At 50.5% G+C, this 23,732-nt stretch carries 26 protein-coding genes and 3 tRNA genes; 22 read left to right on the plus strand and 7 right to left on the minus strand.

Translation table 11 applies throughout. The features are described 5' to 3' along the window. The first annotated feature begins 15 nt into the window (after positions 1-15). The 4 genes from pgsA (at position 16) to AZF00_RS08005 (ending at position 1,951) form a co-directional block, all read left to right on the plus strand. Positions 16-576 (plus strand): CDP-diacylglycerol--glycerol-3-phosphate 3-phosphatidyltransferase, encoded by a 561-nt coding sequence (gene pgsA, locus AZF00_RS07990; RefSeq protein WP_008247695.1) that lies wholly within the window; start codon positions 16-18, stop codon positions 574-576. A 134-nt stretch (positions 577-710) separates the two neighbouring features. Continuing rightward, positions 711-786: transfer RNA gene (locus tag AZF00_RS07995), tRNA-Gly, on the plus strand. Positions 787-915: 129 nt separating this feature from the next. After that, positions 916-989: transfer RNA gene (locus tag AZF00_RS08000), tRNA-Cys, on the plus strand. 188 nt (positions 990-1,177) lie between these two features. Next, positions 1,178-1,951 (plus strand): hypothetical protein, encoded by a 774-nt coding sequence (locus AZF00_RS08005; protein WP_008247697.1) that lies wholly within the window; start codon positions 1,178-1,180, stop codon positions 1,949-1,951. 49 nt (positions 1,952-2,000) lie between these two features. Here the strand turns inward: AZF00_RS08005 and rrtA are convergent, their stop codons facing one another. Then, complete coding sequence (gene rrtA / locus AZF00_RS08010) at positions 2,001-2,606, minus strand: rhombosortase (protein WP_008247699.1); 606 nt, start codon at positions 2,604-2,606, stop codon at positions 2,001-2,003. Between the two features lie 177 nt (positions 2,607-2,783). Next, a tRNA-Ser gene (locus AZF00_RS08015) sits at positions 2,784-2,873 on the minus strand. A 407-nt stretch (positions 2,874-3,280) separates the two neighbouring features. On the opposite strand from AZF00_RS08015, the gene AZF00_RS08020 reads away from it, so the two are divergent. The 10 genes from AZF00_RS08020 to bcp all read left to right on the plus strand — a co-directional run bounded on the left by AZF00_RS08020 (position 3,281) and on the right by bcp (position 10,126). Further along, on the plus strand, positions 3,281-3,643 hold the full coding sequence (locus AZF00_RS08020) for a hypothetical protein (RefSeq protein ID WP_008247701.1): 363 nt from the start codon (positions 3,281-3,283) through the stop codon (positions 3,641-3,643). Positions 3,644-3,894: 251 nt separating this feature from the next. Continuing rightward, entirely contained in the window at positions 3,895-4,545 is a 651-nt protein-coding gene (locus tag AZF00_RS08025; protein WP_221301629.1) for an MBL fold metallo-hydrolase, read from the plus strand. Between the two features lie 62 nt (positions 4,546-4,607). Next, entirely contained in the window at positions 4,608-5,102 is a 495-nt protein-coding gene (gene moaC, locus AZF00_RS08030) for a cyclic pyranopterin monophosphate synthase MoaC (protein WP_062383518.1), read from the plus strand. Continuing rightward, on the plus strand, positions 5,099-5,359 hold the full coding sequence (locus tag AZF00_RS08035; protein ID WP_062383522.1) for a MoaD/ThiS family protein: 261 nt from the start codon (positions 5,099-5,101) through the stop codon (positions 5,357-5,359). Before moaC ends, AZF00_RS08035 begins: the two co-directional genes overlap by 4 nt. 10 nt (positions 5,360-5,369) lie before the next feature. Further along, positions 5,370-5,822 carry a molybdopterin synthase catalytic subunit MoaE gene (moaE, locus tag AZF00_RS08040; protein WP_197465753.1) on the plus strand — a complete coding sequence of 151 codons (453 nt, stop codon included), beginning with the start codon at positions 5,370-5,372 and terminating at the stop codon, positions 5,820-5,822. Between the two features lie 130 nt (positions 5,823-5,952). Continuing rightward, complete coding sequence (locus tag AZF00_RS08045; protein WP_008247719.1) at positions 5,953-6,429, plus strand: flavin reductase family protein; 477 nt, start codon at positions 5,953-5,955, stop codon at positions 6,427-6,429. A gap of 23 nt (positions 6,430-6,452) precedes the next feature. Beyond that, positions 6,453-7,034 carry an NUDIX hydrolase gene (locus AZF00_RS08050; RefSeq protein WP_008247721.1) on the plus strand — a complete coding sequence of 194 codons (582 nt, stop codon included), beginning with the start codon at positions 6,453-6,455 and terminating at the stop codon, positions 7,032-7,034. A 131-nt stretch (positions 7,035-7,165) separates the two neighbouring features. After that, a complete protein-coding gene (locus AZF00_RS08055; protein WP_008247722.1) occupies positions 7,166-8,083 on the plus strand; it encodes a PhzF family protein in 918 nt (305 codons plus the stop codon). Between the two features lie 69 nt (positions 8,084-8,152). Then, positions 8,153-9,619 (plus strand): DNA recombination protein RmuC, encoded by a 1,467-nt coding sequence (locus AZF00_RS08060; protein ID WP_008247723.1) that lies wholly within the window; start codon positions 8,153-8,155, stop codon positions 9,617-9,619. Between the two features lie 33 nt (positions 9,620-9,652). Next, positions 9,653-10,126, plus strand: a complete 474-nt coding sequence (gene bcp / locus AZF00_RS08065; protein ID WP_008247724.1) for a thioredoxin-dependent thiol peroxidase — start codon at positions 9,653-9,655, stop codon at positions 10,124-10,126. A gap of 60 nt (positions 10,127-10,186) precedes the next feature. Here the strand turns inward: bcp and AZF00_RS08070 are convergent, their stop codons facing one another. From AZF00_RS08070 to AZF00_RS08080, 3 genes are all read right to left on the minus strand, one after another. Beyond that, entirely contained in the window at positions 10,187-10,627 is a 441-nt protein-coding gene (locus AZF00_RS08070) for a YkvA family protein (RefSeq protein WP_008247725.1), read from the minus strand. A 93-nt stretch (positions 10,628-10,720) separates the two neighbouring features. Next, positions 10,721-12,409, minus strand: a complete 1,689-nt coding sequence (locus AZF00_RS08075; protein ID WP_008247726.1) for a class I adenylate-forming enzyme family protein — start codon at positions 12,407-12,409, stop codon at positions 10,721-10,723. A gap of 23 nt (positions 12,410-12,432) precedes the next feature. Further along, positions 12,433-12,915, minus strand: coding sequence for a nuclear transport factor 2 family protein (locus AZF00_RS08080; RefSeq protein ID WP_008247727.1), 483 nt, complete (start codon positions 12,913-12,915; stop codon positions 12,433-12,435). 164 nt (positions 12,916-13,079) lie between these two features. On the opposite strand from AZF00_RS08080, the gene AZF00_RS08085 reads away from it, so the two are divergent. The 4 genes from AZF00_RS08085 (at position 13,080) to AZF00_RS08100 (ending at position 16,772) form a co-directional block, all read left to right on the plus strand. Then, the gene (locus tag AZF00_RS08085) at positions 13,080-13,850 is read left to right on the plus strand and encodes an exodeoxyribonuclease III (protein ID WP_008247728.1); all 771 of its coding nucleotides are present in this window, start codon (positions 13,080-13,082) and stop codon (positions 13,848-13,850) included. Positions 13,851-13,949: 99 nt separating this feature from the next. After that, entirely contained in the window at positions 13,950-14,288 is a 339-nt protein-coding gene (gene yajC, locus AZF00_RS08090) for a preprotein translocase subunit YajC (protein WP_008247730.1), read from the plus strand. A 51-nt stretch (positions 14,289-14,339) separates the two neighbouring features. Beyond that, entirely contained in the window at positions 14,340-15,383 is a 1,044-nt protein-coding gene (locus AZF00_RS08095) for a 1-aminocyclopropane-1-carboxylate deaminase/D-cysteine desulfhydrase (RefSeq protein ID WP_008247732.1), read from the plus strand. Between the two features lie 42 nt (positions 15,384-15,425). Continuing rightward, entirely contained in the window at positions 15,426-16,772 is a 1,347-nt protein-coding gene (locus AZF00_RS08100; RefSeq protein ID WP_008247734.1) for an alanine/glycine:cation symporter family protein, read from the plus strand. A gap of 60 nt (positions 16,773-16,832) precedes the next feature. On the opposite strand, the gene alr is transcribed toward AZF00_RS08100, so the two are convergent. Continuing rightward, complete coding sequence (alr, locus tag AZF00_RS08105) at positions 16,833-17,909, minus strand: alanine racemase (protein ID WP_008247736.1); 1,077 nt, start codon at positions 17,907-17,909, stop codon at positions 16,833-16,835. Between the two features lie 66 nt (positions 17,910-17,975). Here alr and AZF00_RS08110 point away from each other — a divergent pair, with 66 nt between their 5' ends. The 4 genes from AZF00_RS08110 to thrH all read left to right on the plus strand — a co-directional run bounded on the left by AZF00_RS08110 (position 17,976) and on the right by thrH (position 22,310). Further along, the gene (locus AZF00_RS08110; RefSeq protein WP_197465727.1) at positions 17,976-19,427 is read left to right on the plus strand and encodes a trypsin-like serine peptidase; all 1,452 of its coding nucleotides are present in this window, start codon (positions 17,976-17,978) and stop codon (positions 19,425-19,427) included. A gap of 46 nt (positions 19,428-19,473) precedes the next feature. Next, a complete protein-coding gene (locus AZF00_RS08115) occupies positions 19,474-20,385 on the plus strand; it encodes a 5'-nucleotidase (protein ID WP_008247750.1) in 912 nt (303 codons plus the stop codon). A gap of 71 nt (positions 20,386-20,456) precedes the next feature. After that, on the plus strand, positions 20,457-21,431 hold the full coding sequence (cysB, locus tag AZF00_RS08120; protein ID WP_008247752.1) for an HTH-type transcriptional regulator CysB: 975 nt from the start codon (positions 20,457-20,459) through the stop codon (positions 21,429-21,431). Between the two features lie 261 nt (positions 21,432-21,692). After that, positions 21,693-22,310 carry a bifunctional phosphoserine phosphatase/homoserine phosphotransferase ThrH gene (gene thrH / locus AZF00_RS08125; RefSeq protein ID WP_008247755.1) on the plus strand — a complete coding sequence of 206 codons (618 nt, stop codon included), beginning with the start codon at positions 21,693-21,695 and terminating at the stop codon, positions 22,308-22,310. 28 nt (positions 22,311-22,338) lie between these two features. On the opposite strand, the gene AZF00_RS08130 is transcribed toward thrH, so the two are convergent. After that, positions 22,339-23,682 (minus strand): anthranilate synthase component I family protein, encoded by a 1,344-nt coding sequence (locus tag AZF00_RS08130; RefSeq protein WP_008247757.1) that lies wholly within the window; start codon positions 23,680-23,682, stop codon positions 22,339-22,341. Between the last annotated feature and the right edge of the window lie 50 nt (positions 23,683-23,732).

Genomic DNA, 23,732 nt, shown 5'->3' on the forward strand with positions numbered 1-23,732 from the left:
TTTAATGAGACCACTATGAATATACCGAATGCCTTGACCCTGTTCCGAATTGTGCTAATTCCGGTCCTGGTGGTTTTATTTTATATGCCTATCGCGCATACCTATTTTTTAACCGCGGCGGTATTTGCGGTGGCGGCCATGACCGATTGGTTAGACGGTTACCTTGCCCGCAAACTCGGACAGAGTACGGCGTTGGGCGCATTTCTCGACCCTGTTGCCGACAAGCTAATGGTGGCGGTGGCGCTGGCTTTGCTCATTGAACGCTACGACGCCTCGTGGTTTACCATACCCGCAATTATTATTATTGGCCGCGAAATAGTGATTTCCGCGCTGCGTGAGTGGATGGCCGAGCTGGGTAAACGCACCAGTGTGGCGGTATCGTATTTGGGCAAAATTAAGACAACGATGCAAATGGTCGCAATATTTGGCTTGCTTTTGGTTTCGCCTGAGCATCAAGGCTATTTGTATTACGCAAATATTGTGTGCTTATACACGGCGGCGCTGCTTACTTTATGGTCAATGTTGATTTATCTCCATGCGGCATGGCCAGATTTACGCGATACAGCAGGTGATTGAGAAAAAAATCACGTTAAATCAGCAACTTTCCTTGACAGAATTTGGTGACTGACTAGAATAGGCGCCTTCTTAAAGCACAGCTTAAAGGTGTTTTGGAACTTGTGGGAACAAGCTAAACATCCAAGTGTAGTGACGCGGGAATAGCTCAGTTGGTAGAGCGCAACCTTGCCAAGGTTGAGGTCGGGAGTTCGAGCCTCCTTTCCCGCTCCAATTCATTATGCAGTTCAGCAATATTGACGCGGTGGTTGAGTGGTATTTTAACTCCAGCGCCAGTAGCGATTTAGAAAGGACCGGTATCGACCGGCGTACACAAGTAAAGTGTAGAAAAAAGCGATTTTAGGCGCGGTGGCAGAGTGGTCATGCAGCGGACTGCAACTCCGTGTACGCCGGTTCGATTCCGACCCGCGCCTCCATTTACAAACGGTTCTCTCTTCAGTAATTTATATTCCACGTTATAGCTGTAAATCATTCTTTCAGCATTGTTTTATCCTGCGTTTTCTTATTTCTTGCTTTTTCGAATGCTCGGCGCTCTTTGCTATCATTTGCTGAATCGCTATGGCATCGTGCATCAAAAGACGGGTTGGCGCGGGTGAGTAATGCTATGAGTGAGAAAATTGTAAAAATAGCGGACGATTTCTGGAATATTCGTGGAGAGTTCAAAATTGGTGGCCTGTTAAATATTGGCACCCAAGCATCATTGCTGCGCTGCGCGAGTGGCAAGTATGTGTTGCTAGACGCGTATACGCTAAATGCTTCCCTCAAAACAGAAGTTGATGCTTTGACTAATAACGGAGCCGATATTGAAGCCATTATTAACTTGCATCCGTTTCACACCGTGCATGTTGCACAGATGCATGAGCAGTACCCAAAGGCTCGGCTGTACGGTACCCAGCGGCACCACCAGAAATTTCCAAATTTGCCCTGGCAGCCAGAACTGACTGAGTCAGCTGAGTGTGCGGCATTGTTTGCTAATGACCTTGAATTCTCTGTTCCCGCTGGGGTCGATTTTATCTCTGATAATGAGCATCTGCATTTTTCGTCAGTGCTGGCGTACCATAAATCGTCTAAAGCGATCCATGTAGATGACACGCTAATGTACCTACCGCTGCCGGGCTTATTGGGAAAATTGAAAAAGCCTGAAGTTAGTTTTCATATCACACTGGCAAAAACCTTAGAGAAGCGAGCAGGGGCGGCTCGCGATTTTCGCGAGTGGGCAACACGGTTGAGTGAGCGCTGGGCCGACGCAGAAAATCTCTGTGCGGCGCATTCTGCGCCCTTGCTCGCTGAGCCAAATTCCGCGATTGCCCACCGAATACGTCGAGCCTTACAAAAAACTGAAAAGACATTGCGGGCGCATGAGAAAAAGTACCCTTGAGCGGGTTTTGGCTTTTAAAGGGTGTGCTATTACGAACGAAGACGTCGTTTTAGTCCTGCTCCATTTGGGTAGTGATTTTTCGCTTTAGTAATATGCCCGTGTAAATGCCGCCAACGAGGATGCCACTGACAAAACCCCACCAGTGCGACTCAGTCGCGACCCTAATCCCAATTAAATTTGCGGTGAACTGCGGCTGTCCTTCAAATGCCAATTTAAGGCCAAGCAAGCACAAGATGAGGCAGGCGTAGCCTGGGGTTTTTCTCAGTGCAGTGATGCTATAGCTGGCGACTAGACCGTGGAGTACTGCCGAAAAGCCTACGTAATAAAGAAGCTGCAACTCAAATACATACAGTAACAGTCCGGTTAAAAATGCAATAAACACGCTTAGGCCGCAGAGCGTTCGCGTAGAAAATTTGTCGCCGATCAGGAGCAGTACGACGCTAAGCCCAATGCTATTGAGTAATATGTGGTTGCTATTGTTGTGAACAAAGTGACCGGTAATGAGTCGCCAAAATTCCCCATTTCCAATTTTTGCCCTATCCCAGGCCATGTCCCAGTAAAGGTGGCAGGCCTGCGTGGCGGTTAATAAAGCAAGGGCCGCGATAATTCGCAGAAAAGTGAATTGGCCTACAGAGACTTTTTTAAATAACGCCATTGTTCACCGCTGCTTATGATGTGCCGTCACGCTTGTTGGCGACGACGGTGTAATGTAGCGCGGCTAGATATTCAAGTTAAGGGTTTAGGCGTTGAATGCTAGTTTTAGCGGAAGAAAATGCCGCCGCGCCATTACAAAAAAAGGCCCTAGTCTCGCGACTAGGGCCTTTTTTTGTAATGGCGGTGAGGGAGGGATTCGAACCCTCGAACAGTTTAACCCGTTACACGCTTTCCAGGCGTGCTCCTTCAGCCACTCGGACACCTCACCAAAATCGTTTTTCGTGCGCCTTTTAGATGGTTTTACGAGCGTCAGGATCACACGCCTGCGTGCTCGTTATCGCCCTAGGGGCGCTTTCTCCGGCAAAGCCTCCGAATCAGCCACTCGGACACCTCACCAAAATCTTTACTTAAAACCGTTGTGGAGCTGGTTTTAAGGGCGGCTACTCTAACGAAGTTTCAACTTAATGGCAATTGCCAATGTGTTTTCATTTTCGTTAATGCTTCTTGGTGGTGCGCCAAGTTAAGGCTGCGTCATATAGGTGCAAATTACATGGGCGATTTACGTTAACTGGTTGATTTAGTATATATTTATGTTCTGGAACATTTATTGCTGGAGTATGATGGGCAGTGATCTGCTGCATTGTAGATTGGAAGTTAAATACTCTAAGGGATCCTATGGTGTATTCTCCGGAAATGGTGGCGCTCTTGCAGCAGTTGCGTTCTCGAATTTTCGCCGAGTTTGGGACGCGAATACGCTTGGCCGACCCGGCGTTGCTGACAACCGTGGGAGACTTGGGGAAAAAAAGCCGGGATCCTTTCACCCGTAAAACGGTGATAGAGATTATGAAGTTGGCGGGTATCTCGTATCAAATCGAACCGGCGCAGGCTGCTGCTTCGCCACGCGACGCGCAATCGGTGGAAATGACCTATCGAGGCGCAAAGATTGTAAGGGATAAGCCAAGTGGCACTGTGTCGGTGGACGCGGCGCTTGAGCGGCAGTCTCGGCAAATGTACCGCGGTCAGGTAGTGTACAAATAAGCGGTTTTAAAGTGATCTACGTTTTCCTTTCTAAGCAGGCTGCGACACTAGCGTGCCAACTCGCCAGTCGCTTCTCCTTATTGCTGCAATGTTTATCTGGCTAGGCCGTCGCTGGTTTAAGTGATTTACCCGCTTGATCAATAAGTGGGTCGCTATTGTTTATATCTATAACCGCATTTAATGTTCAAGCCTATTAACTTGTCGGCTTACTGCTTATCATTGTGGTTTTATAGAATGAATTCTGGCGACTTATGACGATAAAGTGCTCAATCGTGCCGGTGACGGCGTATCAGCAGAACTGCTCTGTTATGGTTTGTGAAGAAACCGGCAAGGCGGCGATTTTTGATCCCGGTGGTGACATTGATAAAATCGAGGCGGCTATTGCGTCTCTCGGGGGTACCCTAGAGGTTATTTACTTGACCCACGGCCATATGGATCACTGCGCTGCGGCGGATGTCATGCGGAAAAAATACGGTGTTCAAATTATTGGCCCCCAAAAGGAAGATGCCTTCTGGATAGATAAGCTGCCCGAATGGTGCAAAATGACCGGGTTTCCTCATGCAGACCCTTTCACGCCCGACCGCTGGCTCGACGACGAAGACTCGGTCAGCTTTGGCAATCAGCAATTACAGGTTAAGTTTTGTCCCGGCCACACCCCCGGCCACGTTGTTTTTTTTCATGAGCAAGCTCGCCTAGCGATTGTTGGCGATGTGATATTCCAAGGCTCTATTGGTCGCACAGATTTCCCACGGGGTGATTACGACACCCTAATAGCGTCGATACAAACCAAGCTTTGGCCTTTAGGTGATGACGTGACCTTTATACCGGGCCACGGGCCAACGTCGACGTTTGGCCATGAGCGGGAAACCAATCCCTTTGTCGCCGATGGTAAATTCGCTTAAGTTTTGGCGTTAGTAATTATCTTATTTGGCAGTGAAATGTAAATGAGTGCAGTGGTAAACATATGAGCGGTGAATTGACCCATTTTGATCCCCAAGGCAACGCCCAGATGGTCGACGTGACCGATAAGGCCGTTACCCAGCGGGAGGCCCGAGCAGCAGGGTCGGTGATTATGGCGCCGGCAACGCTCGCACTAATCGCGAGCGGCGGCCATAAAAAAGGCGATGTTTTGGCTGTAGCGAGAATTGCGGGTATTCAAGGTGCCAAGCGTTGCGCAGACCTCATTCCCCTGTGCCACCCACTTATGCTGTCGTCGGTAAAACTTGAATTTGCGTTAGACCACGAGCGCAGCGCGGTAGATATTTTAGCAATATGTAAATTGGCAGGGCAGACCGGGGTCGAGATGGAGGCTTTGACTGCGGTGTCTGTGGCCGCATTGACCATCTATGACATGTGCAAGGCCGTTGATAAGGCGATGCAGGTAACCGACATTCGCCTATTGGCAAAGTCGGGTGGTCGCTCGGGTGACTGGCGGTTTGATGGGGCGGCTAAACCATGATTACGGTATTGTTTTTCGCTAAATACCGCGAGTTGCTCGGTACTGCCAAAATTAGTTTGTCTGCGGCTGACATCGATTTAACAGCATGTACCGTGGCGGCGCTAAAGGCATCTTTAGCTGAGCGTGGTGCGCTGTGGCGTGATGTCTTAGCGGCGGAGAACACCCTGTGCGCGGTCAATCAAGATCTCGCTGGAGACGATACCCCAATTAGTCTCGGTGACGAAGTCGCGTTCTACCCACCGGTCACAGGGGGTTAATGTGAGCGTAATCGTTAGTGTTGGCGAAGCTGATTTTGATGTGGGTGCAGAGTGCAGAGCCCTAGCCTCACACTCGCGCCAGAGCGGGGCGATTGTGCAGTTCGTCGGGCTGATGCGAGACAGTAATCAGGGCGATGATGTGCTGACCATGGAATTAGAACATTACCCTGGCATGACCGAGCGATGCATTACTGAAATAGTCAATCGTGCGCAGCAGCGCTGGCCCTTGTTTGCTGTTACCGTCATCCATCGGGTTGGTGTACTTCAGCCCCAGGATCAAATCGTTTTTGTTGGGGTGAGCGCAGCGCATCGTCTGGATGCCTTTCAAAGCTGTGAATTTATTATGGACTATTTAAAGACCGAGGCGCCCTTTTGGAAAAAGGAGTGTACTCTCAATGGTGAGCAGCGTTGGGTAGACGCGCGTCAAACCGACCAGCAGGCACGTAAGCGTTGGCAGGACTAGCGCGGTTTTCCTAAGCTTTGTCGTCCACTTGGCGTAGCTAGGCCGATGAACAAAGCGCATGGCGCTGTGTATAATGCAGCGCACAAATAAAGTGGCGAAAAGCCATATATGAAAAATGACAGGAAACCTTATGAGTCTCGATCCGCGTGAATTTCGAAATGCCCTTGGCCAATACCCGACCGGCGTATGTGTAATAACGGCTAACCCTGAAGGCTATAAGCCATTTGGTATGACTGTTAATTCCTTTGCATCGGTGTCCTTGGACCCGGCTCTGATACTGTGGAGTCTGCGCAATGACTCAGAGTGTCTCGATGCTTTTAATAAATCCAAGATGTTCACGGTAAATTTTTTGGCCAGTGACCAAGTGGCGCTTTCCAATGCGTATTCTAAAAAGAATGATCACGACCTTGTTCCCGAGCAGTTTCGCATTGGTAAAAGTGGTGCGCCGGTTTTGCGTAATTGTTTAACAAGCTTTGAGTGTGAGACGTGGGCGCGCTACGATGGCGGCGATCATATCATTGTGGTCGGAAAAGTCATTGAGATGGAAACCAAACCCGGTGCCAAGCCTTTGGTGTTTCACGCGGGCAAATACAGTGAATTGCGCTAAGTAACGAGGAGTGTGGCGGCTTGATGAATTTTTGCAGTAATTGTGGGGCTAAGCTAATACAGCAAATACCCGCAGACGATAATCGTCTCCGCCACGTTTGTCCCGAGTGCGACGTAATACACTATGTGAACCCCAAAGTTGTTGTGGGTTGTTTACCCATTGCCGGCGACCAAGTACTGCTTTGTCGTCGCGCTATTGCGCCGAGAATTGGCTCGTGGACAATTCCTGCTGGCTTCATGGAAAATGGCGAAACCATGCTCGACGGAGCGCTTCGCGAAACCCTTGAAGAAGCCGCCGCCAAAGTAAAAGATGAAGTTCTCTACCGTTTATTTGATATTCCCCACATCAACCAAGTGTATGTGTTTTATCGAGGTAATTTAGACGGCGATTTCGGTGTTGGGCCAGAGAGTCTTGAATCTAAATTATTCAGCGAAGCAGATATACCGTGGTCAGAACTTGCGTTTCCGATTGTCACCGATGTGCTGACGGAATATTTTGAAGACCGCAAAACCGGTCAATACCCGATCAGAGTGAGTACCCCAAGTCCGTTGTGGGCTAAACAGGTAGGCTGGAAGCCGAATACAAAGAAAACCGTCGACGAATAAAATAATATACATTTGCTGTTTGGGCTAAAGTATAAATCTGGCTATGGTTAAGATAATACCGCTGCTGTATTTTTGCTGCTTATACTGCACTAAAACAGTACGCTCGTTTCTACCTGTTCGAGGACTGCACTATGGATTATGCATTTCACACCGTTGATGTATTTACCCCCACGCCGTTCAGCGGCGCCCAAATTACCGTATTTCCGCAAGCCGAAGGGTTGAGCGCAAGGCAAATGCAGGTAATTGCTAGGGAAATCAACCATCCTGAAACCGTGTTTGTGTTACCCGGCAAAAGCACAGTAAGTGCGGAATTAAAGGTGTTCTCTCCCTTAAGTGAAAGGGCGGTAGGTAGCCATAGTGTTGTTGCGGCGGCGCGCGCCTTGGTGCACAGCAAGACCTTAGCAACGAGCAAAGAAAATTCGACGATTCAATTCTCCCAAGGCAATAAAGTATTTGATGTGGTGTTGGCTCAGCATGAAGGGCGCTTAATAACCCAGCTGTCGATGTCGGTGAGTGCCCAAGTTGACCGCTATGTGCCAGACACCAAGGAGCTGCAAGCAGCGCTGGGCTTGGGTGCTCACGACATTGAAACCCTAAAAGCGAAAACCTTGTTTGTGAGTTGCGATTCCTCTTATTTAATTGTCCCGCTGCGCTCGCTCGACGCAGTTTACCGGGCGCGATTTAATTTAGAAGCGTGGTCGCGCAGCAGTGCGGGATCGGCGCCCGTAAACGAAGTGCTGGTATATTGCAGCGAAACGGAATCGCTGCAGACAGACTTTCATCTGCGTATACTGGGCGCCCATATCGCGCAAGACGAAAGTCCGCCGGTGGGCGCTGCTATTCCCGCCTTTGTGGCGAGCTTATGTGAAACCCGAGGCTTGGCCGATGGCACTCATGCCTTCTGGCTTGAGCGTGGCCGCAAAGCCCAACGCCAGAGTGTGTTAAAAGTAGAGTTTGTTAAAAAAGCGACGGCGGCAATGGTCGTAAGGGTTGGCGGCGATGCGGTACTGGTAGCCAGCGGCACTATGCGCGCCCCTGAAAATGAATAATAAGCCACGTTCATCAGATTATTGTAATTTGCGGCGTGGCGTTGTCGACTAGTTCGGGACCACGTTTACATGGATCAACAATTAATACTTATCATTGCCGGTATCGCGGCAATAGCACTTTGCCTTGGTCTTGGCGCAGGACTCTTGATTCAGCGTAAAATTGCTGGAGTTCAGCTTGAGGCGCGACAAGCGGAGATAGCGGGTTTGCAGCTAAATATAGAGCAGCAAACAAGGCAATTGGCGGAGGTGCAGCACAGCCTATCGACGTGCCGAGAGCAATTGCAGACCAGTCAGCGCGACCTTGCAGTAAATGTTGATCGCGTGGCCCAGCAAGCCGACGCACTGGCGGCGAGCCGCGCCAGCCTGAGCCAATACGAGCAAAACAGCAGTGAATTAAAAGCGGAGCTTGCCCGCCAGCAGAGCGCCTATCAACATTTGCAATCCGCGACCGCGGAACAGATCGCCTTACTCAGTGACGCCAAAAAGCAATTAACGGATCAATTTGAGCAATTAGCAAACCGTATTTTTGATGAAAAAAGTCAGCGTTTCCAGAGCCACAGTCGCGAAGCATTAGAGTTACAGTTAAAACCCTTTCGCGATCAGCTCCTTGAATTTCGTGGTCGGGTAGATCATATCTATAGCGATGAAAATCGCGAGCGCGGTGAGCTCAAAGAGCAGCTTAAAAACCTGCAGGAGATGAACCGCAATATTAGCAAAGAAGCCCAAAACCTCACTCGGGCCCTAAAAGGCGACAACAAAGCCCAGGGCAATTGGGGTGAGGTTATTCTAGAGCGGGTGCTCGAAGAGTCTGGGCTGCGCAAGGGGCATGAGTATTTAACCCAGCAGAGTTTTACAGATGAGAGCGGCAAGCGACGTCAGCCCGATGTTATTGTGCGCCTGCCCGACGACAAAGACATTGTTATTGACGCCAAGGTCTCTTTGCTTGCCTATGAACGTTATTGCAGTAGCGACGATGAGGGCGAGCGGCAGGCGTTTTTACGAGAGCATGCCCAGTCGGTGAAAGCGCATATTAATGGTTTGAGCACCAAGGGCTACGAGCATATTGAAGGCCTGCGCACCCTCGATTTTGTGTTTATTTTTATTCCAGTAGAAGCCGCATTTATGGCGGCCTTTGAACATGATCCAGAACTATTCCGCAGTGCGTATGAGAAAAACATCATTGTGGTGGGGCCAACAACCCTGCTCGCCACCTTGCGCACGGTGCAGAGTATTTGGCGCTATGAGCGACAAAATCAAAACGCTGAAAAAATCGCAAAAGAGGCCGGCGCGCTGCACGACCAGTTTGCGCTGGTTGTGCAGTCCTTAGAAGATATTGGCAAACATTTGGATCGCGGCCGCGATGCCTTTGATAAAACCATGAGTCGAATGACGGTTGGGCGTGGCAATCTGGTTGGCCGAGTAAGCCGTCTGGAGGCGCTTGGCGCCAAGGTCAAAAAATCTTTACCGGTTGCACTGACAGATCGCGCCGATGTGGACTTTGAGGACAATACTGACCTCGATAGCGAACCGAATTAATCAATCAACGTGTATTAGCAAAGGAGAATTGACGTGGCTTTACCAAAAGTTGGCAATCTTGCACCTGCATTCAGCCTGCAAAATCAAGACGGAGAGACCGTTAGCTTAAAAGACTTTAAGGGCAAAAAAGGTGTGATACTGTATTTTTACCCACGAGCGTCAACACCGGGTTGCACCATGCAAGCTTGCGGCTTACGAGACGTGCACGGCGAATTGGATAAGCTGGGCTACCAAGTGCTGGGCGTGAGTTTTGATCCGGTTGCCAAAATTAAGAAATTTCATGACAAGTACGAGCTAAACTTCCCCTTACTCTCCGACGAAGATCACGCCATTATCGATAAATACGGGTGCTGGCAGCTGAAGAAGTTTATGGGTAAAGAAAATATGGGCACTGTTAGAACCACCTTTATTATTGGTGAAGACGGCCGCTTACTTAAAATCATGGATAAATTTAAAACTAAATCGCACCACGAAACACTTATGGAAGTGCTGGACGAATTGTCCTAGTAGTCTATTTGCATGCACCGGCTAGCCGCGCGCTGAAAACTGGCGTCTGGCCGGTGAGTATTAGGTGCTGAGCTTGTCTTCAGTATTGTCTGTAGCTGTGTTGCCGGGTGACTTTCCTTCCTGCTTAAATTCTAGGTATTTCGTTAAATCCTTGGCGACCATATCGAGGCACAGTTTTAATACCACGGCGTCATCGAGAAAGCCTGCTACCGGGATATAGTCGGGCAGGGCGTCCATTGGCATTAATATATAGAGTAGGGCTGTGCTTATTGAACCCAGTGACCACCACGGCACCTCCCTATAGTCGCCCTTTACGTAATCCTGAACCAAATTAAACAGTATTTTCACTTGGTTGATATACGGCGCGAGTGACGCGTTGTTGGTCACCCTGTTGAGAATACCTTGGCGATTGCTGAGGGCTTTTTGAAGAGTGGCGTCGTCGAGTTCGGCGGCACCTTCGTCAAGCACGTGCTTGGCGCGCTTTTTAGAGAAAAACAACATAGCGACACTCACATTAAAGATGATGTCGCTGATATTACGGCTTATAGGCAGTAGCGCAAACCCCTCATTTTAAAGAGGGGGGTATTAGGCAGTCTATTTCACGAAACGCTGAACGAGATCGCGTTTGAGGACTTTGCCGGTGGCGTTGCGCGGCAATTCCTCTTCCACAAACCACACATGGCTCGGTTGCTTAAAGGCCGCGAGCTTATCCGCCAAATAGTCTTTGACGTCAGTTTCGCTAAGCGTGGCACCGTCGCGAATACGGATGACGGCGCCGGGCGTTTCACCCAGACGTTCATCGGGCACTGCAATAATCGCGCTGTCGGCAATCGCTGCGTGCTGGCTGAGGCAGGCTTCGATTTCCGCGGGGTAGATATTTTCACCGCCGCGAATAATGAGGTCTTTGGCTCGATCTACCAAAAACACGAAGTTTTCATCATCCAGATAGCCGATGTCGCCCGTGGCCATCCAACCATGTGCAAAATTTTCGGCGGTGGCTTCTGGTTTATTCCAGTAGGCAGTGATATTACAGGCTGATTTCAGCCAAATTTCGCCTACTTCACCTTTAGGAAGCGTAGCGCCCTCGGGGCTTCTGGTTTGCCATTCGACTAGCGGCGATAGTGTGCCGGCACTTTTGGGCTTATAGAAATACGCATCACCGGTGCAGCTGGCGCAAATTGCGTTGGTTTCGGTCATGCCGTAACCAGTGCCAACGTAGGCGTCGCCGAGGTTTTCGCTAATTGTGCTTTTAAAGCTCGGTGGGCAGGCCGTGCCGCCGCCGCCAATAGAGAACAAACTGGTGGTGTCGGTTGCCTTGAACTTGGGATGGCGCAATAAATCCACGACCATGGACGGCACGGCGCTAAAGATAGTGACACGTTCCTTTTCGATCAAGGCGAGCGCGTCTTCCGCAGACCATTTGTACATCATGACGGTTTTACGACCAGCGCGTAGATTGAGTAAGAAGGCCGCGTAACAACCGGAAACATGGAAGAGGGGTACGCTGAGTAAGGTGCAGGGCGCAAAGCCGGTACTGAACATTTTGCGAATGGCCTCTGGGTTGGCCATGGCCGAGCAGGTGCCGTGAAATTCAAAGCTAAAGATCGCTTGGCAGATGTTACCGTGGCTAGACACTGCACCTTTGGGTCGACCGGTCGTGCCAGAGGTGTACATAATCTGCGCAATATCGTCGCTTTCGCAATCCACTTCCGGCATTGCCGCGCCGAGATGGGCGTTAATAATAGCGTCGAAACTCAAGCATTCTGCCGAGCCGGTGGCGCCAACCAATATAACTTGGCAAGCAAGTTCGCTGGGCGCTGCGGTAATTGTGTCATAGCGTGCTTGGTCGCAAACCACCCATTTGGCCATAGCGTCACCGAGGCCATAAGCCAATTCGTCGGCGCTGCCCCAGGAGTTCAATGGCACCACCACCGCGCCGATACTGACAATCGCGTAGTAGGCAATCATCCACTCGGGGTTATTTCTCATCGCAATCGCAATGCGGTCGCCTTTATTGATACTGAGTTCGGAAACTAAGTAGTGGGCTAGTGCGTCGGCGCGGGCGAAAAAATCATCGAAGCTCAGGCGTTGATCCTGATAAACCAAAAACTCCTGGGGGCCAAATCCACGGCCGGGCTCAAGTAGCGCGCGCAGGGTGTTTGGCGCATTTTTATAGAATCGTAGTTCGGTATCACCGCATTGCCGAGTTTCTATTTCAAAGGGGGCGCCGGGCTGGCAAAGCTGTTCGGTGGCGGAGTGTAGGCGTGCGGCAATATCATTCATCTTTAATCACTTATTCGTTTGGTTTACGGCTTTGGCTCAAACATATTGTGCGTAAATGTCAGGGTAGCAGGGATTGGTGCATTTACGGTTTCCATGATTCGCGCGTATTCGGTGTGGCAGATCTTCCATAAGCCATCTTCAATACGGTAGTGGTCAGTGTAAATAGCGGTACCAAAGAGCATCCAGTTTTGTTCTTTATTGAATACGAGGTCTTGCAAATACCAGATTCCCTTGGCGTTAGTGGGGCTCTCCAGCTCAATTTCGGGGTGATGACAATTATGCATGGTCAGTACCGACGGCGAGCCCATGTGGCCGCGTAAACCACTGATGAGTTCGTCGCGGTTATCGAAGCTGTATTTACCGTCATCGTATCGCGCGGTGCAATCGGCCGTCAGGGTACTGGCGAGTAGATCCCAGTCGTGGGTGTCGACTGCGCGTAAGTAGGTATATTTGAGTTTTTTGATTTGCTCAATTGCAAGTAGCGCTTCTAGGCCGGATTGAGTCATTGTTATTGTCCATCTCTGTTCAGGTATTAGACGCCCATATTAGGGTTAGTAGGCAGGTCTGGGCATGATCCAAATGGATGAATAGGGTCAATAGTAAATAAGTGAACCTGCCTTTGCGGTTTTTGGTAAGCTGAGCACCGAATTTTTTAAGAGGAGTTGCACTGGTGCGTATCATTACTGCGAATACCAATGGTATTCGATCAGCAGGCCGCAAAGGCTTTTTTGAATGGCTGGCTAAGCAAGATGCGGATGTTGTCTGTATTCAGGAAACCAAGGCGCAGCGCGATCAGCTAGAAGACCCCTTGTATCACCCCGAAGGCTATACCACCATTTACTGCGATGCGATCAAAAAAGGCTATAGCGGTACTGCTATGTACTGCAAAAAGCCACCAAACAAAGTGACGACGGCGCTGGGCTGGGACCCGCTAGATAGCGAAGGACGCTATATTCGTGCTGACTACGATAATATCAGCGTTATTTCCATGTACTTGCCCTCGGGCTCTAGTGGAGAGGAAGCGCAGGCCCGCAAAGATGTTTTTCTCGCCAAAATCTACCCTCATTTTCTTGAACTCAAAGCCAGTGGTAGGGAGCTAGTGATTTGCGCCGATTGGAATATTTGCCACAAAGAAATTGATTTAAAGAATTGGAAGGCCAATCAAAAGAACTCGGGTTTTCTACCTCACGAGCGCGCCTGGCTGGATAAAGTCTATGAGGAGGGCGGCTTTGTTGATGCCTTTCGTGAGATTAATCAAGAGGCGGTGTATACCTGGTGGTCGAATCGTGGCCAAGCTTATGCCAATAATGTGGGGTGGCGGCTCGACTACCATGTTATTACGCCGGGATTAGTACCCACGATTAAGGCAGCAGACGTCTATACTGACGAGCGTTTCTCAGATCACGCGCCCTTTACCATGGACTACGATTACTCGCTTTGAAGTTTGGCCTTGTGTACTATGGCAGGCGTATTTTCAGTACTGCAGGCGCGTTGCCTGCGGTGTTATTTTTAGCAATAGTTTGATTGAGAAGGACGTGTAATGAGTTTTTTCATCTCCCAAGCCCATGCCCAGACTGCTGGTGCAGCAGGCGCCCCCGCCGGTGCCGATTTATTCCAGATAGGCTTCTTGGTATTAATGTTTGGTCTGTTTTACTTCATTGCTATTCGCCCTCAGCGCAAGCGCCAGAAAGAACACGCCGCTATGGTTGCGGCACTGGCCAAGGGTGACGAAGTTGTGACCACCAGTGGTATTTTGGGTAAGGTCACCAAGATTGACGACAGCTATGTTGCACTGAGTGTTACCGATAATGTTGAATTGAAATTTCAACGCTCATCAATTCATGCCGTTCTGCCCAAAGGCACTCTAAAAGCAATTTAAACATTGCCCGCGCTCTGTGATCGCAGGGCGCTTTTCTTTACAGGTGACAATATGCCTGAGAAATCACGTAGCAATATCCCACCGCCAGATTTTGTAAGCGCCAACAATCCACCTCGTCTGCATTTAGCCCAATTGCCCACACCTATGCAACTCCTCAGTCGTCTTAGTGAACGCTATAGTGGGCCGCGCATTTGGGTGAAACGGGATGATCTAAGCGGCAGTGTGCTGTCGGGCAACAAAATCCGGAAATTGGAATTTAATCTCGCCCAAGCCCTTGCCGAAGGCTGTGACACGGTCATTACGTGTGGTGGCATACAGTCGAATCACTGCAGGGCAACGGCCTTGCTCTGCGCGCAATTAGGGCTTAAATGCCATTTATTGTTGCGCGGCCATCGAGCCGATAGCGCCGACGGCAATTTATTGCTAGATCAATTGGCTGGTGCTGAGATTTCTTATTATCCGCCAGCGCAGTTTCAGCGAGAACTTGATTCCTTGCTGCTCGACTGTCAACAAGCCTATGCGAGCAGTGGTCGTAAAGCCTTTATTATTCCCACTGGTGCCTCAGATGCCATTGGCGTGTGGGGCTATGTGCAGGCCTGCGCCGAGTTACAGGAAGATTTTCAGCGTCACGGTATCGATCCAAAGCATATTATTTGCGCAACTGGCTCGGGCGGCACCCAGGCCGGATTGACTGTCGGAGTAGCGGCTTACGGCATTGACGCCCAAGTATGGGGTGTGAATGTTTGTGACGACGAGGCGTGGTTTGTCAATAAAGTGAACAGCGACCTGCAGAGTTGGGAGCGTCGCTACCAAACTGGCATAGACCTTGATTGTTTGTCGGTAATGGTGATCGACGGTTACGTCGGCCCGGGTTACGCCCAAGCCGACGATGAGATTTACCGCTGTATTGCCGACGTGGCTGCGACCGAGGGCTTGGTCCTCGACCCGGTCTATACCGGAAAGGCCTTTTTCGGCATGTTAGATCAACTGCAAAAAGGCCTCTTTGGTAGCACCGGTGATATTGTATTTGTTCATACGGGCGGGGTTTACGGCTTGTTTCCCCAGCGCAGCCATTTTGACTTTTTAAATACCTGAGCGCCAATTGCTAACGAATAACAACAAACTAAAGGAATATTAATGGAGCAGATAAGCGGATTTGTCGGTGTTATCAACGGCATCGTTTGGGGGCCGCTGATGCTGGTGCTCATTTTAGGCACGGGCGCCTACCTGATGGTGGGTCTGCGCTTGATGCCGATACGGCAAATTGGGCCGGCATTTAAATTAATGCTGGCAGGGCGTAAGAGTGGGCCGGGGGAGGGGGAGATAAGCCCTTTTCAGGCCTTAATGACCTCGCTTTCGGCGACCATTGGCACGGGTAATATTGCGGGGGTGGCGACGGCAATTGCATTAGGTGGGCCTGGCGCATTGTTTTGGATGTGGTGCACGGCCTTAGTGGGGATGGCCACCAAATACGCTGAGGCAGTCTGCGCCGTGCATTATCGAGAGCAGGACAGCGAAGGTAATTTTAGCGGCGGGCCAATGTACTACATTAAAAATGGCCTTGGTAAGCGCTGGCAGTGGTTGGCAACGTGTTTTGCCGTGTTCGGCGCTATTGCCGGTTTTGGCATAGGCAATACCGTGCAGGCAAACTCGGTCGCTGACGCGATGAACGGTGCCTTTGGTGTGCCCGTGTGGATTAGCGCTCTAGTTATGTTTGTTGGCGTGGGACTGGTGATATTAGGTGGCGTGAAACGTATTGCGAGCGTGGCCGGTTATTTAGTGCCATTTATGGCAATTGCCTATATGGCGGTTGGAATACTGGCGTTGTTAATGAATTTATCGGCATTGCCGGGGGTGGTCGAGTTAATATTTTACTCGGCATTTAATGGCACTGCTGCGGTGGGCGGTTTTGCGGGTGCGGGCATTGTGGCGGCAATTCGTTTCGGTGTAGCTCGCGGTGTTTTTTCAAACGAAGCGGGACTTGGTAGCGCACCAATAGCCCACGCTGCGGCAAAGACCAATAATTCGGTGCGTCAGGGCATGATCGCAATGCTGGGCACTTTTATTGATACTATTTTGGTGTGCTCGGTGACCGGCTTTGTGATTTTACTGTCGGGGGAATGGCAAACAGGGGAAACCGGCGCGGCCCTGTCGGCCAGTTCATTTGAATCCTTGATACCCGGCGGTCACTATATTGTTGCGGTTGGCTTGGCCATTTTTGCGTTTACCACGATGCTGGGCTGGTCCTATTACGGAGAGCGCTGTGTTGTTTACTTTTTTGGCGAGAAAGGCGTTAAGCCGTTTAGAATCGCGTGGGTTTTAGCGATTCCAATGGGTGCAATGGCGAATCTTGGCTTTATTTGGCTGCTGGCCGATACCCTTAACGCCTTAATGGCCATCCCGAATCTAATTGCCTTGTTATTGCTGAGCCCGGTGGTGTTTCGTCTTACTAAAGAGCGTTTGCCGAGTATTCTTGCGCAATAGGCTTGCTGCGCGCTCAATGTGGGGGCCACAGGCGCGCTATTCACTGGCTACTTATTTTACTTATCGATAAAAACGATCGACTCGTTCAGTGATTCGTGTAAACAGCTCATAGCTAATCGTGCCGCAGTGTTTTCCGACTTCCGCAGCGGGGAGCCCCTCGCCCCACAGGCTTACTTCGTCGCCGATGGCGGTAGTCGGTAAATGGCTTACATCAATCGTCATTAGATCCATAGATACCCGACCGGCCACACTCGCGCGCTGACCGTTAACCAGAACCGGCGTGCCGTCAGGTGCGTTGCGGGGGTAGCCATCGGCATAGCCTGCGGCCACGGTGGCGATTCTTGCCGCTGTTTTTGCGCGCCAGCGGCGGTTATAGCCTACGCCTTCCGCTTCAGCGACGTCGCGTACAGCGATGACTCTGGCTTTGAAATTCATAACGGGTTTTAAGGCCTGCGCACCGGATAAGCGCTGGGTGGGGTCGTCTCCGTAGAGCATAATGCCGGGTCGAACCCAGTCGTGATGGGTGTCTGGGTGGGCAATAATCGCTGCTGAATTGGCCATACTAATCGGATACTCACCCAAGCTATTGCTTAGCGTCAGCAGTTTTTGGCTTTGCTGCTGGCTTAGGCTTGGATCAATATCTTCGGCGTCACTGAAATGGCTCATGTGCTGTACGGTGCTGACATGGGCTGTGGCACCGAGCAATTTGTGCGCTTCATTGAATTCTGTGGCCGACATACCTAAGCGGTTCATGCCAATATTGAGCTTCAGCCACGCCGCAATGGGTCTTGGTAATGGGGTGTGGGCGAGGCGCTTGGCGGTGGCAAGATCATGCACCACGACATCCAGATTAAGGGTGGCGCATTCAAGCAAAATGTCGGAATCGAGCAGGGTGCCGAGCAGGAGAATGCGGGCTCGCGGATTCGCTGCGCGTAATAGCCTTGCTTCACAGGGCCGCGCCACGGCAAAACCATTGACGGTGTTCTTTAAGTGTTCGGCTACCCAGCTAGCGCCATGGCCATAGCCATTGGCTTTAACCATGGCTAGAATGGCGGCTTTGGGGGCGAGCTGACGCACGATGCTGGCATTGTGACGAAGCGCCTCGCTACTGAGTTCTATCCATGTTGTGCTATGCATAAGTACCGACTCAAAACTTTGCTGAATTTTAGCGGGCTTGGCCTGCAGTTAATAGCGCGCCGGTGCGTGCTGGGTGTTTTTTTACTGAGCGCCAGTTATTCGAGTGCCGACTGCGAGCGGAGTGTTTTCCCTAAAAGTGCATCGCCGGAATTGCTTGTCGGCGCCGATCTTATTGCTGAATTACTTGCCGCTGAAAAGAGTACCGCGCGTCTTTGTCCGGTGCGCGCCCAAGATCTAGCGCAGCTGTATTTTTGGGGTGGTTCCAGCGTTAATGTAAATTTAGTCCGTTCGTATGGCTACGCTTTAAAGAGCCGTACGGCCGAGCGCTGGGGATATGATTTGCGCTTATTGCACAGCGCTTTTGTACTCGCTGATTTTGATCAGTCCTTTAGCCCAGAAGAAGCGTTGCGACACTTCCAGCGTGAAATAGACAGCGGTGTCGCTCTGCGCAGAGATAAAGCTCTGGCGGTGCTTAATCAATTGTCGAGTTTACTGCCGTATTCTACAGCAGGCGCTGGGGGTGTCTTTAAAGACCGCGATTTTCGCCAGCCCTATGCAGATGTCGATGGTGTGGTGATATTGGCGCGGCGTGAAAATCACCAGCGGGTGTTAGTGAGTGATGCCCAGGGCATGCCGCAACTGGCTTGGATGCCAGTGGGCGGGGGGGATCAAGTGCCGCGTGCACAAGGTGCCATCGATGGCTTATATGTGCAGCGCCGCCCGACCCTAGGTGCTACCGGCGCGGAGGATAGCCGTCAACAAGTTTGGCGGGCGCCTCAATCTGCGCCGAGCACGGGGGTGCTGCTTAGCCGTTTTCGGCAGCGAGATGGCAGCTTATTTGAGTCTCGCTGCACGGCAAGTCAATTAAGTGAGCAGTGGTTGATTTCGGCTGCCCATTGTCTGTTCGCCCCGGATGGCTCTCGGCAAATACTGAGCTTGCGCTATATTGCATCGCCCTTCGCGTTGGCAAATTCAATTGCAGTGACTCGTGTTTGGGTGCACCGAGAACACGACTCAGGCGATCAAACCACTGGGAACGTGGCGAGCTATAGTGGCTCGGATATCGCCTTGTTTAAGTTGGCCCAGTCCTTACCGATCAATAAACGACCCATTTTGGCTGCGCCGCTCGCAAATAATCCGGTGAATTGGGTAGACAGTTTTGCCTACCCAAGCGACAAAGCTCGCCATAGCCTGTGGTTTTCACGTTGCCGTGCTAGCTTATGGCAGCGCGGAGAGCCGGCTTTAAGCGATATATACAGCTTGGATTGCTTTAGTCATGAAGGTCAAAGCGGCGCGGCGCTATTGCAAACGATCTCCGGAACCCCCCGTATCATCGGGGTTTTATCGTCTAGGATTCACAATGAAAAAATAAATAAGCCGATATTCGCAGCCTTAAATGCCGGGCTTATCGCCGATATTGGCCGAGTAATAGCGGATGAAGCCGAGATACCTGTAAATTTCCGCGCTTATAACGCCGCGACGATACTCGCAGACGTGGCGCCGGAATTGTTGCCTTAACCGAGGCTTCTTGTATAGTGAACCTATCGTCCTTAGAAATACGTTTATGTCCAAAGGTCTAGAGAACAAGCTTGTTGTTGCAATCTCATCCAGAGCGCTATTTGATCTGGATGAAAGCCATTGTGTTTATGAGGCCGAAGGTTTGGCCGCTTACCAGAAATACCAAATTGATCACGAAGACGAGGTGCTTGCACCGGGTGAGGCCTTTGGTATTGTCGAACGCTTACTGCAACTAAATGATTACTTGGATGACGCAAAAGTTGAGGTCATCCTGCTGTCTCGCAACTCAGCGGATACCGGCCTGAGGGTGTTTAATTCGATTAAACATTACGGCCTTAATATTAGCCGGGCAGCGTTTAGTGGCGGTGAAAGTCCCTACCGTTACGTGTCTGCCTTTGGTTGTCATCTGTTTTTATCGACAAATGCGGAAGATGTTCGTCGCGCGCTCGACAGCGGCGTGGCGGCGGCGACTTTGTTGCCGCGCTCTAAAAAAGCGAGCCAACAAAGCAAGCGTGAATTGCGCTTTGCCTTTGACGGTGACGCGGTTATTTTTTCCGACGAAGCCGAGCAAGTTTTCAAGCGCGACGGACTCGATGCCTTTACCGCTAGTGAGGTTGCCGCGGCGAACACGCCGTTGAGTGGCGGGCCGTTTAAAGCTTTCCTTGCGGCGCTAAATACCTTGCAGTCGGAGTTTCCAGATAATGCACCACCAATAAGAATAGCGCTGGTGACAGCGCGATCTGCGCCTGCTCATGAGCGGGTCATTAGAACCTTACGTGAATGGAATATTCGTATTGACGAGTCTTTGTTTTTAGGGGGCTTGGAAAAGGGCGAATTCTTGGCCGCTTACGGTGCAGACGTGTTTTTTGACGATCAGCCGGCGCATTGTGAATCGGCTAAAGAGCATGTGTCGACGGGGCATGTGCCTCATGGTATTGCCAATATTATTGATAATTAGTGCGGTTAGCGCGCAATAATAAAAATCGAGTTGGCTCATTTCAGATTGTGTTGTTTTAGGGGGTTTACCTTATGAAGTTGCAACAGCTGCGATATATCTGGGAAGTTGCGCATCATGAAATGAATGTGTCGGCAACTGCGCAAAGCTTGTTTACCTCGCAGCCGGGAATTAGCAAACAAATCCGGATGTTGGAAGATGAGCTGGGTGTGGAAGTGTTCGCCCGCAATGGCAAGCATTTAACCCGTATTACCCCTGCGGGGGAGGCGATCTTGAAAACCGCCGGTGAAATTCTCTATAAAACTGAAAGCATAAAGCATATTGCTCAAGAGTTTAAAAACCCCAAAAAAGGCAGTTTATCCATCGCCACCACCCATACGCAGGCGCGCTACGCGCTGCCTAAGGTGATAAAAACCTTTATTGAGCGCTACCCAGAGGTTTCCCTGCATATGCACCAGGGGACGCCGATGCAAATATCTGAGCTCGCCGCTAATTTTGGTGTCGACTTTGCCATCGCTACCGAGGCTCTTGAGCTGTTTAGCGACCTCATTATGATGCCTTGTTATCGCTGGAATAGAACAATTCTGGTACCTAAAGATCACCCGCTAGCAGCCTTTAAAACCCTGCGCATCGAAGACGTAGCGCTCCACCCAATTGTCACTTATGTATTCGGCTTTACTGGACGCTCCAAACTAGATGAGGCCTTTTTAAATAAAGGCCTTGAGCCGCGGGTGGTGTTTACTGCGACCGACGCCGATGTAATTAAAACCTATGTTCGCCTCGGCCTCGGCATCGGTATTGTTGCTGAGATGGCCTACGACCCCGTAACTGACGCAGATCTGGTTGCTCTGGATGCCAGTCATTTATTCGAACCCAGTGTTACCAAAGTTGGCTTCCGCCGGGGCACCTATATGCGCAAATTTATGTATGACTTTGTAGAACTGTTCGCGCCGCATCTAACGCCAGACTTGGTTGATAAAGCCTATCAATGCCATACAAAAATGGAGTTGGATGAGTTGTTTGCGGATATTGAGTTGCCAATGTATTGACGGGTGCGCGCTATGCTTGACGGGAGACGGAAGACGCTAAGTCAAAAGCGAGCCCTCGCATTCGAATGGCGGAGTGCCGTAGTGAATTTTAGTCATGCTTGTGAATATAAGCACCGAAATAAGCGCAGCGCATGCAGTTAAGCGTCTCCCATCTCCCGTCAAGCATCCTGCGAGTTTGTTGCTTTATTAAGCCCAAGCCGTTAGATTGACGCGGTTTTTATTGCGCCCAGCGCATCTATTCATTTTCTTAGGAGTATTTTTGTGGAAATTGCGTGTCTTGACCTTGAAGGGGTATTGATCCCTGAAATCTGGATCGATTTTGCCGAGCGCACCGGTATTGAGGCCTTGAAGGCAACCACCCGTGATATTCCTGACTACGATGTATTGATGCAGCAGCGCCTGCGTTTACTCGAAGAGAATGGTTTGGGCTTGCCAGATATTCAGGCGGTAATCGCGGATATGGAGCCTATGGAGGGCGCGCGGGAGTTTTTGGACTGGCTGCGTGAGCGTTTTCAGGTCGTAATTTTGTCTGACACCTTTTACGAGTTTGCAGCGCCGTTAATGAAGCAACTGGGCTGGCCGACGCTGCTGTGCCATAAATTGGAAACGGATAGCTTGGGCAAGGTGGTGGATTACAAAATTCGTCAGGTTAACCCCAAGCGTCAGGCGGTGTTGGCGTTAAAAACTTTGTATTACCGCGTTATCGCGGCCGGTGATTCATACAATGACACCACTATGTTGGCTGAAGCCGATGCCGGTATCTTGTTTATGGCCCCGCCAAATGTCATTAAAGAGTTTCCGCAATTTCCTGCGGTACATGATTACGAGGCCCTTAAGCTTGAGTTTATTAAGGCCTCCAGTCGCAATCTGAGTCTTTAAAATATTGGCTAAACGCCGGTATTAAGACTTAATCAAGGTCAGCAAGTGCGTCGAGTAGCTTGCTGATCTTGGTTTCAGTTTCAATAAACTCCTCTTCAAGTATCGAGTCGGCGACAATGCCGCCACCCGCCCAGCCTCTGATTTTTTCTTGATTGCAGACGAAGCTGCGGATCGCAATATTACTGTCCAGTTTGCCCTTTGGCCCCAGGTAAAAAATACTCCCGCAATACAGTGAGCGGCGGTGGGGCTCAATTTCGCGAATGATCTCCATAGCGCGTTGTTTGGGTGCGCCCGTTATCGAGCCGCCAGGAAAACAGTCGAGGAGGGCGCTAAATTCACTGCGATCATCACGTAAGCGCCCGGTTACCGTGCTCACAAGGTGATGTACGGTTCGAAAGCTTTGCAGCTCGCAAAGGGCCTCGGTGATTACCGTTTCTGTTTGACAACTCTTGCTAAAATCATTGCGCAATAAATCGACGATCATGATGTTCTCTGCGCGATTTTTGGCGCTGTCTTGTAGTGTCGTCGCCAACAGCAAATCTTTATCTGGGTCTTCGCTGCGCGCTGCGGTGCCTTTAATTGGCTGGGTTTGTAATTGGCGGTTCTGGGCAGCCAGCAGGCGCTCGGGCGACAGGCACAGAAATTGGCTGTTGCCAAAGTCCATATAGGCTGAAAATGGCGCTGCCGCAACGTCGCGCAGGCGCAAATAGGCCGACCACGGGTCGCCTTTGAAGTCAGCGCAAAATTCCCGGGTTAAATTGATTTGGTAGCAATCACCGGTGTCGATATAAGCTTTGATTTTGTGAAACGCCTCGGCGTAGCTGTCGGGGTTCAGTGAGCTTTGAAAGGCACTGGTCAATCTGAATTTACCTGCGGGGGTCTCGGGAGCTGCCTTACGCAAAAGTCCCTCAAGTTCACTGACCCGGGATTTGCTCAAATGAGCTTGAGCAACCAGCTCGCAGCGCTGGAGTTCGTGGTCGACAATAACAGTCCAAGGGTAGATTCCGATGTGGGCGAGTGGGATATCGTCCGTTTGGCCACCGAGCTGAGCTTGGAACTGTTCGCCAAAGTCGTAGCTTAAATAACCGACGGCGCCGCCGCTAAAGGGGAGGTCCGGGGCGTCGAGGTAGGCTTGATTAATGTGATTTAAGCGATTCTCTACCTTAATGTTGAATGTATTAATATCGCCATAATCTATTGTATTTATTATTATAACGTCTTCAGGTGCGGCGCAAATAATGTCCCAGCGTCCGCGCTCGTTATATTCGGCAGCACTGTCTAAATAAACTGGCAGCGGAAGATGCTTCACTGCGGCAAAATAGCGGCTGGAATCGCGGTGGTAGGGTAGGGATACGCGGCAAAGGCTAGCCATGAAGTGTTGCTCAGAAGTAATACGAGACTGTAACCAGTCGCTGATTTTAC

Origin of the sequence: Zhongshania aliphaticivorans (genome assembly GCF_001586255.1) — a bacterium.
Classification (GTDB): Bacteria; Pseudomonadota; Gammaproteobacteria; order Pseudomonadales; family Spongiibacteraceae; genus Spongiibacter; species Spongiibacter aliphaticivorans.